The sequence below is a fragment of the Candidatus Cloacimonadota bacterium genome, from assembly GCA_020532355.1.
In the GTDB taxonomy this organism is placed as follows: Bacteria; Cloacimonadota; Cloacimonadia; order Cloacimonadales; family Cloacimonadaceae; genus UBA5456.
This window is the reverse complement of record JAJBBD010000333.1, coordinates 1-3,055: the sequence shown is the minus strand read 5'-3', so window position 1 is coordinate 3,055 and position 3,055 is coordinate 1. Positions and strand designations below refer to the sequence as shown.

1 protein-coding gene is annotated in these 3,055 nt (G+C 40.6%); it reads right to left on the bottom strand.

Annotated elements, in window-relative coordinates; genetic code table 11:
* Positions 1-240 precede the first annotated feature (240 nt).
* Positions 241-3,055 (bottom strand): DEAD/DEAH box helicase family protein (locus tag LHW48_11375; GenBank protein MCB5261048.1); only part of this gene is annotated, 2,815 nt, incomplete at its 5' end.

The following is a 3,055-nucleotide window of genomic DNA, read 5'->3' as shown; positions in this document are numbered from 1 at the left end:
TTACAGCAAATATATGGTATAAGCCAACAATCACAAATGCTGTTAGAATTATAGTTAAGAGATATTTCGAATTCATTTTTCCCTTTTAACTACTCGGTAAATATTGTCAAGCTTTTGTAGCTTGACATGAAGAACTAGATTTAAAGTATCTGTTTATACTTCTCATCAAAAATCGATGAAGTAATCGTTATCTTAAACCTTTAAAAGACATAAAACCTTCAATGTTAACGCCCTGCAGTCTTAACACATCATTGATAGACATTTCACCCATTTCCCAATATTCTCCCAAGCCTCATTAACATCAGAGAGCTTAAATTCTACATGAGCAACACGGGTATTCCTAAACTCATTCACCTCGGTTAGCAGAGCGTACAGCTCTCCCATCTTTTCTCCAGAGTATGCTTTCTCGACATCTTTCCATACTCCATTCGCTCCAAATCCACCTTTCTGAGCATATTTCAAGCAAAACAGCAAGGTCCCAAGCCTCATAATCGAACGTGCAAAGACCAAATTATCCCTAAGGTATCTGCCAAACTTCTCCAGTTCATTTCTTTTCCTATCATAGACATTTGAAAGATCTGGCATAAAATATGCCTCTCTCCATGACATATCAGCCGGAATCTTACTTTGTAACCCACTTACTAATAAACGCATAGCATAATCGTCAAGGTTGAAAAGAAGTGGTTGGAATGCATGAGCATAATCGTTCATTTTTGTCTTTTCCGCATGATCAAGAATTAGTAAAGCCTGCCTAACGCTTTCATGAATATCTTCTGGGATGCACTGTATCGAGCCAATCTTCAGAATCTTATCAAAGAGGGGATCGGCGATATCAGTATCTGGGGCAGCGTCAAAATCTATATAAATCTGCTCGGTTATTCCTTCTTTAATCAAATTCTGTAAGGATGGCTCACAAGCCCGGGCAAGCTCTTCCAGAGAGTTTGCAGTGCTTTGTTGAAACAGATGATAAGGTAGATACAAGTAATGCCATTTCACTTTTCCTTTAGATGCAGATTTACACCATTCAATAGCGGCTTTTGCTTTGAGTGCTACCAGATTATCTTCTCTGCCCTTCAATTCACACAGGTAAACGTCACCGGATTCTACTCTTACAAAGAAATCGGGCACATATAGAGCTCTATGCTTATCTGGCTTCAGATAATCAATCGTCATTTTTTGAGGACCTGCATTCTTGGCAAAAGCCTCCACATCATCTAATCTGTCACACTCAAAGGCAAATTCCTGTTCAAAGCCGCTATCGCAGGGCACAAGATTGAACATGGTTCTACTTGCAGTAACCGCTGGACGTTTTTCTGTGCTTGTAGCTTGGTAAGGTTTCCAGCCTGATAATCTTGTCTCAGTGCTGCTACGTTTACGATCCTGAATAGTAGTTTTTTTTGCCATGATCAGTGGTTTAAATACAGCAATTACATGCTCTTTGACATCTGTGTCCTGCATGCGATGATCCACTTCCCCAGAGAATAAATCCACCTCTCTTTCAAAAAGAAGCTTAGAGATAAAGTCCTGCATCAATGGCAATAAGACGTTTTGATAGTTCGTCAGTTTACATGCTCTGGCAAGCATCAGCGAGAAATAGTGGGGTGCAGAATAAGCATAATTTAACAAGCCAAGATCAAGTTTCCAGGCACCTATCACTTCTTTAGTGAATAGATGCCTCTCTTTAAACTCCAATTCTGTTGATCTTGCCTTTCCAATCGGTAGTTTCTTATACTTTCTAAACTCATTGGCTACTTCGTCAAAGCTAAGATCTTCAAGCTTTGAGCTCGTTTCGATGGAGTCGCTTATGTAGGGTATGGAGATATCCAGTTTCTCGGAATCCTTGTGTTCTGCATCGATGTAGATCGTCACTGTCTGTTTAATGCTATCTCTTTCAGGTAAGACAAGAATATTGAATCCTTCCAGTTGGAGTTCCTCTTCGTAAAGCTTACGAAAGGCGGGATGGTGGATAACGGTTACCATCTCAGGAATATATCCGGAGGGGTTCATCCTTCTAAGTCCTCTCCCCAAAGTCTGTTCTGGCAAAATACCTGATGCAGCAGAAAATGCCCTCAAGGGTACAATTACAGATACATTCTTTATATCCCAGCCTTCTCTGAGCATCATCACTGAGACGATACACCGGTATTTGCTGTTGGGGCTGTCCAACTCTCTGGACATTTCTCTCAAAGCTTTGAGGTCATCAGGTTTCATGTCCTTTTCGATGAACTCTTTGATCTCTTTGCCAAACCTGGTGGTTTTTTTGATCCTGCCCTTGAGGTTCGTATGGATGTTTAAAACTCTCCCCTTAAGCAGTGGAAAGGCATCACTATCAAGATATCTTGCTATCTCGTTTGCTGATTTAGAATCCTCTGTCATCACAAAAAGAATCGGTTTACGAACTTTTTCCCATTGTTTATATGATTCCTCATATCTCTGATAACCTACTTGAAGATGATTGCGATACTTTTGGGGAGCAGGAGCATTTTTATCCCCTTGAATATTCAAGCGATCTGATTCTCCAAGTACAGGTACCTTTACTATTCCTGCATCTACAGCTTCTCCCAGAGGAAAATCACATACTATATGCCTAAAGAAATCACCATTATTATGCTTTGGTGTTGCGGTAAAATCAAGCTGAAGGCAAACACCATCACGACCTTTGTTGAGGCTCATCAGATGAAGTGAATCGATGGCTTTATTCCATGCAAGCTCAGGATCATGCAAATGGTGTGCCTCATCATTCAGGATCATTATCCCCTTATGAGATGTTATCCGCTCTCGTAAAGCTATAGAAGTATCAAGGGCTTTATTACGTTTTACCTCGGGTCCCCAAATCGAGCCTTCATCATTTTCGTTGTTATCCCGAGTTTCATACAAACGGTGGATGTTCGTTAGATAGATAGCTCCAGAGGAAACTTCTCCACCGGGCTCATCCTGAAGAATGGTCTTTATCTGAAAATCACCTTTCCATTCCTCAGGGATGAGAGGATCAGTATCAAAGATCTTCCTGTTATCAAAATCATCTTTGAGTCTCTCATAAACTGTCAGGTTGGGA